Below are 6,000 nucleotides of genomic sequence, written 5' to 3' on the forward strand. Positions count from 1 at the left end.
CTTCCCGGCATGACGATCATCTCGTATCCGCCGAAGCCGGTCCCGGGCGACCGCATCGCCGTGATCTCCCCCTCGTCCGGTCTGCCCGGCCTCTTTCCGCTGCCCTACGAACTCGGGCTGGAGCGGCTGCGCAAGGACTACGGGCTCGAACCGGTCGAGTACCCGGCCACCCGGACCATGGGCTCGACGCCGCGGCAGCGGGCCGACGACATTCACGCCGCCTTCGCCGACCCGGACATCAAGGCGGTGATGGCGTCGATCGGTGGCGACGACCAGATCACCGTGGTGCCGCTGCTGGACCGGGAGCTGATCCGCGCGCATCCGAAGCCGTTCTTCGGGATGAGCGACAACACCAATCTGCTCGCGTTTCTGCGCGAGACGGGCATCGTCGGCTATCACGGCGCGAGCGTCATGGTGGAGCTGGGCCGCCCCGGGGCGATGCACCCGCGGACCGCAGACTCCCTGCGGGCGGCGCTGTTCACCTCGGACGAGTACGAGCTGCGGCCCGCGGAGCGCTGGCGTGATGTCGACGGCGACTGGGCGGATCCTGCGACCTTCGCCGAGGAACCCGAAACCCGGCCCGGCAACGGCTGGACGTGGGTGAACGCCGACCGGGTGGTCGAGGGCCGCACCTGGGGCGGCTGTCTGGAGATCGTCGGCTGGCTGCTGATGGCCGGCCGCGGGGTGGCGTCCGATCTGTCGGAGTACGACGGCGGGGTGCTGTTCCTGGAGACGTCCGAGGAGATGCCGAGTGCAAAGGAGGTGTTCTGGACGCTGCGCAACATGGGCGAGCGAGGGCTGCTAGGACGCTTCTCGGCGCTGCTGATGGGGCGGGCCAAGACCTGGTCCTTCGACCGGCCCCACACCCCTGAGGAGGCCGCGGCCTACGCCTCGGAGCAGCGGGAGGCCGTGCTGCGCGCGGTGCGCGCCTACGCCCCGGACCTGCTCGTGGTCTTCGACGTCGACCTGGGCCACACGGATCCGCAGCTGGTGATCCCCTACGGCGGCCTCGTCCGTGTCGACGGGCCCGCCCGGCGCATCACGGTCACGTACTGATCCGCGCACCACCGTGCGCCCCCGTAACGCGCGATCACGGTGGGTAGTTGATCCGGTGTGCGTGATCAACCCTCCGTGAAATGCCCGTCTCCGCCGACCCCACCGTCCATGCGGCGGCTCGCGACCGCGTCCCTCATGGGGACAGCGATCGAGTTCTACGACTTCTTCGTCTACGGGACGGCCGCCGCTCTGGTCCTGGGGCCGCTGTTCTTCCCGACGTTCTCGCCGCTGGCGGGGACGCTGGCCGCGTTCGGCACGTTCGGCGTGGGCTTCGTCGCGCGTCCGCTGGGGTCGGTGCTGTTCGGGCACATCGGGGACCGGCACGGACGCCGGCCGGTCCTCATGGCTTCACTGCTGCTGACCGGCGGCGCCACGGTCGCGGTGGGGTGTGTGCCGACGTACGACGCGATCGGTGTGCTCGCTCCCCTGCTGCTGCTCGTCCTGCGGTTCCTGCAGGGGCTCGGGCTCGGCGGCGAGTGGGGCGGGGCGGTGCTGCTGACCGCGGAGCACGCTCCGCCGGAGCGGCGTGCGCTGTGGTCGAGCTTTCCGCAGGTCGGGCCCTCGCTGGGGTTTCTGCTGGCCAACGGTGTGGTGCTGGGGCTGTCGGCGGCGTTGTCCGAGGCTCAGTTCGCCCAGTGGGGGTGGCGGGTGCCGTTCTGGGCGGCGGGGGTGCTGGCGCTGGTGGGGCTGTGGCTGCGCTCGTCGCTGGCGGAGAGTCCCCGTTTCCTGGAGATCGACGACCACGCGCGCGTGCCGTTCGCGGAGGTGATCCGCGATCACTGGCGGCTGGTGCTGCTGACGGGCGGGGCACTCGCGGTGGGGTACGCGATCTTCTACTCCGTGTCGACGTGGTCGCTCGCCTATGCGACGGACCGTCTCGGGGTGAGCCGGTCCGTGGCGCTGACCTGCATCATGGCGGCGGTGGCGGTGAAGGGGGCGCTCACCCCGGTGATGGCGCTGCTCGGCGACCGCTACGGCAGACGGCCGTTGTGTCTGGCCGGATGCGCGGCGGCGGCCCTGTGGATGTTCCCGATGGTCGCCCTGCTCGCCACCGGGGACGCGCTGCCGATGTTCGTCGGCTTCCTGGGGGCGATGCTGGCGTTCATCACGATGTTCGCGGTGATCGCCGCGTATCTGCCGGAGCTGTACGAGCCACGCGTCCGCTGTACGGGCGCAGCCGTCGGCTACAACCTGGGCGGGGTCATCGGCGGCGCCCTGACGCCGCTCGCCGCGACGGCGCTGGCCGAGCAGGGCGGGCGGGTGCCGTGGGGGGTGGGGGCGTATCTGACGGGGATCGCGCTGCTGAGCCTGGGCTGCTTCGCGTTGCTGCCCGAGACGCGTCCGGTGCCGGCCGGGGCGACGGAGCCGGTCGCGGCTACGGGTTGATCGCCAGTTCCAGATAGGCCGCGAACAGCACGAGATGCACTCCGCCCTGGAGCGGGGTGGCCCGGCCGGGGACGACGGTCAGCCCGCTCACCACCACGGTCAGGGCGAGCAGCACCATATGGGTGTTGCCCAGGCCCAGGACCAGCGGTCCGGAGAGCCAGAGGGAGGCCAGGGCGACCGCGGGGATGGTCAGTCCGATGCTGGCCATCGCCGAGCCGAGCGCGAGATTGAGGCTGGTCTGCACGCGGTCGCGGCGGGCGGAGCGCAGCGCCGCGATGGTCTCGGGGAGCAGGACCAGCAGCGCGATGATCACACCGACGACGGCGTGCGGCAGCCCGGCCGCCGCCACGCCCGACTCGATGGTGGGCGAGACGCCCTTGGCGAGACCGACCACACCGATCAGGGCGATGCCCAGCAGTCCCAGGCTGATCAGTGCCGTGCGGGCGGAGGGGGCTTCGGCGTGCTCCTCGGCGGTGATGACCTCGCCCTGCCGGGTGATCGGCAGGAAGTAGTCGCGGTGCCGCACGGTCTGGGTCGCCACGAACAGGCCGTACAGGGTCAGCGAGGAGACCGCGGCGAAGGTGAGCTGCACGGAGGAGAACTCCGGGCCTGGCTTGCTCGTCGTGAAGGTCGGCAGTACCAGGCTGAGGGTGGCCAGGGTCGCGACCGTGGCGAGTGCGGCGCCCGTGCCCTCGGGGTTGAAGAGGGCGGTGCCGTGGCGCAGGGAGGCGACCAGGAGGCTCAGTCCGACGACCCCGTTGCAGGTGATCATCACCGCGGCGAAGACGGTGTCCCTGGCGAGTGTCGCGCTCTTGTCGCCGCCGTCGGCCATCAGCGTGACGATCAGTGCCACCTCGATGATGGTGACGGCGACCGCGAGGACCAGCGAACCGAAGGGTTCACCGACCCGGTGCGCCACCACCTCGGCGTGGTGCACGGCCGCGAGCACGGCTCCGGCGAGGACCAGGGTCACCACCGCCACGATCCCGCCGGGCAGATCGCGTCCCCAGGTCAGGATCAGCAGGACGGCAGCGAGCAGCGGCACCAGGGTCGTCCACTGCGCCATGAGCGGCCTGAGCCGGTCGATCATGCAGCGATCGTCGCAGACGGGAACGGGCCCCGCACCTGTTCGTGCGGGGCCCGTGAGCCACGGTCGGGCGTCGGGGGGTCAGACGTCGACGCTCTTCCTGTCGGGGTCCTCGGTCCCGCCCTGCGCCGCCTCGGCCTCCGCCTGCTTCCGCGAGGCACGGAGGCTGGTGATGGTGGTGACGATCAGGACGGAGCAGATCACGCCCAGCGAGACGGGGATGCTGATCTCGGGGACGTGGACCCCCGACTCGTGCAGCGCGTGCAGCACCAGCTTGACGCCGATGAAGCCGAGGATGATCGACAGTCCGTAGGACAGGTGGATCAGCTTCTTCAGCAGGCCGCCGATGAGGAAGTACAGCTGCCTGAGACCCATCAGGGCGAACGCGTTCGCCGTGAACACGATGTACGGGTCCTGGGTGAGGCCGAAGATCGCGGGGATCGAGTCGAGCGCGAACAGCACGTCCGTGGTGCCGATGGCGAGCATCACGACCAGCATCGGGGTCATGACCCGCTTGCCGTTCTGCTGGATCCACAGCTTGGTGCCGTGGTACTGGTCGGCCACGCCGAAGCGGCGCTCGGCGGCCTTGAGCAGCTTGTTCTCCTCGTACTCCTCGTCGTGCTCCTCGGCACGGGCCTCCTGGATGAGCTTCCAGGCGGTCCAGATGAGGAAGGCACCGAAGAGGTAGAAGACCCAGGAGAAACTGGCGATGATCGCGGCGCCCGCGGCGATGAAGATGGCGCGCAGCACCAGGGCTATGAGGACCCCGATGAGGAGGACTCGCTGCTGGTACTGCGACGGCACCGCGAACTTCGCCATGATCAGGACGAAGACGAAGAGGTTGTCGACGCTCAGCGACTTCTCGGTGATGAAGCCGGCGAAGAACTCACCGGCGGGCTGGCCTCCGGCGAAGACCAGCAGGCCGAGCCCGAAGAGCACGGCCAGGGCGATCCAGACGCCGGTCCAGATACCCGCTTCCTTGATGGATACGTCGTGCGGCTTGCGGCCGATGAAGAAGTCGACCGCGATCAGGGCGCACAGGCCCACGATCGTCAGGACCCACAGGGTCAGGGAAACATCCACTGCGCCTCCGGCAGATACGTCACACGGCAAATGTCAGCGTCGTCGCTGCCGGAGGTCTCTTCCACCCGGGCCCTCGGCGCGTGACAGCGCCGGGCAGGGCCCTCGGGCCGACGCCCCGGGATCTGGCCTGATCCGTATTGACGGGGTCGCCGCACAGACAGGGAGTACTCCCCTCCGTGCCAAGAACAGTACCCCAATCACCAAGGATTGGTAAAGAGCAAAGTAAAGAAAGACACAAAGATGCAGGTCAGAGTGGCTTTACATACGCTTGGGCGAGGCGGCTTCGGGGGGCGGCCGTCAGCGGTTCCAGGCGCGGCGGGCCGCCGCCACCTGGGTGAGCACCTGCTGGAGCACCTGGCTGCCCGGCGGCACGAGCGGCGGCTCGTACGTCCAGGCGTGCCCGACCCAGGGGTCGGCCAGATGGTCGTCGGCGACCGGTGTCAGCCGCAGCAGCGAGCGCCACAGCGGGTCGAGCAGCGGGCCGTAGCCTGCGGACTCCTCGCGGTCGGCGACCATCATCAGATGCACACCGACCGCGGGCCCCTCGTCGGCGAGGTAGCGCAGCTGGTTGACGGCCCGGTCGTCGAAGCCGTGCGGGAAGTCGTTGACGATCAGCAGCTGCTGGGAGGTGTCGAAGCCGGGCGGCAGCGCGTCGGGCGCTCCGCCGCGCAGCGCCATCTGCACCAGGTCGACCCGCTGGGTGAGCCTGCCCAGCACGTCCGCCACCCCCGCCGCGCCCTGCGCGGGCGGGGCGGCCAGCACTCCGGTCTGGGTCAGCGGGGTCAGCGACTGCGCACCCGACCCGGCCGGGTCGATGACGTGGACAGTGAACTCGCCGGCCGGATAGACGGCGAGCAGCCGAGCCGCGTGCGCGACCGCCGTGTCCATGGCGAGGCGGCGCATGTCGTGAGAGTCGTGGAACGAGCCGTCGATCGAGTCGGCCCGTCCGCTGTCGATCCACAGTCCGCGCTCCAGCGGCAGCCTGAGCAGCATCGGGATGCGGACCCGGTCGGCCTCCGGCAGATGCAGATCGCCGAGGCGCAGCGCCATCGGTATCTCCATCGGCACCCGGTAGCCGTGCCAGACGGGGTTGTCCCAGCGGGCGAACGCCGGCGGCAGCGCGGGCTCGACCACCTCGGCCTCGGCCACCAGTTGGGCGATGTCCCGGTCGAGGGCCTCGCGGGCCTGGTCGACGAGCTGGGCGTGCCGGGCGCGGGCGGCCTCGCGCGCCGCGTCGCCCTGGCCGCGGACGCTGTTCAGCCCTCCGCCGTCGGTAGCCGTACCTCGAAGCGGCAGCCGCCGGCGACGTTGTGGACGGTGGTGGTGCCTCGGTGAGCCTCCACGATGCCGCGGACGATGGCGAGGCCGAGGCCCGCGCCGGCCGGCGG

The 6,000-nt window shown here is 70.5% G+C and carries 5 protein-coding genes and 1 pseudogene; 2 read left to right on the forward strand and 4 right to left on the reverse strand.

The window, feature by feature from the left end; genetic code table 11:
• Positions 1 to 9 precede the first annotated feature (9 nt).
• Both N4P33_RS11905 and N4P33_RS11910 read left to right on the forward strand, forming a co-directional pair.
• Positions 10 to 1,056, forward strand: coding sequence for a S66 peptidase family protein (locus N4P33_RS11905; protein ID WP_260826336.1), 1,047 nt, complete (start codon positions 10 to 12; stop codon positions 1,054 to 1,056).
• A gap of 108 nt (positions 1,057 to 1,164) precedes the next feature.
• The gene (locus N4P33_RS11910) at positions 1,165 to 2,442 is read left to right on the forward strand and encodes an MFS transporter (protein WP_260826337.1); all 1,278 of its coding nucleotides are present in this window, start codon (positions 1,165 to 1,167) and stop codon (positions 2,440 to 2,442) included.
• Here the strand turns inward: N4P33_RS11910 and N4P33_RS11915 are convergent.
• The 4 genes and pseudogenes from N4P33_RS11915 to N4P33_RS11930 all read right to left on the reverse strand — a co-directional run.
• Positions 2,432 to 3,532, reverse strand: a complete 1,101-nt coding sequence (locus N4P33_RS11915; protein ID WP_260826338.1) for a calcium:proton antiporter — start codon at positions 3,530 to 3,532, stop codon at positions 2,432 to 2,434. The genes N4P33_RS11910 and N4P33_RS11915 overlap by 11 nt on opposite strands.
• Before the next feature lie 78 nt (positions 3,533 to 3,610).
• A complete protein-coding gene (locus N4P33_RS11920) occupies positions 3,611 to 4,612 on the reverse strand; it encodes a TerC family protein (RefSeq protein ID WP_260826339.1) in 1,002 nt (333 codons plus the stop codon).
• Positions 4,613 to 4,909: 297 nt separating this feature from the next.
• Positions 4,910 to 5,863 (reverse strand): annotated as a pseudogene (locus N4P33_RS11925) (export associated protein); the annotation flags it as partial.
• 5 nt (positions 5,864 to 5,868) lie between these two features.
• On the reverse strand, positions 5,869 to 6,000 hold a 132-nt coding region (locus N4P33_RS11930), incomplete at its 5' end, for an ATP-binding protein (protein WP_399029281.1).

It is taken from the genome of Streptomyces sp. 15-116A, from assembly GCF_025290915.1.
Classification (GTDB): domain Bacteria; phylum Actinomycetota; class Actinomycetes; order Streptomycetales; family Streptomycetaceae; genus Streptomyces.

Bases quoted from the DNA above. Each gene is read 5' to 3' on its own strand.
- N4P33_RS11905 (WP_260826336.1), top strand. From the start codon at position 10: ATGACGATCATCTCGTATCCGCCGAAGCCGGTCCCGGGCGACCGCATC.
- N4P33_RS11910 (WP_260826337.1), top strand. From the start codon at position 1,165: ATGCGGCGGCTCGCGACCGCGTCCCTCATGGGGACAGCGATCGAGTTC.
- N4P33_RS11915 (WP_260826338.1), bottom strand. From the start codon at position 3,532: ATGATCGACCGGCTCAGGCCGCTCATGGCGCAGTGGACGACCCTGGTG.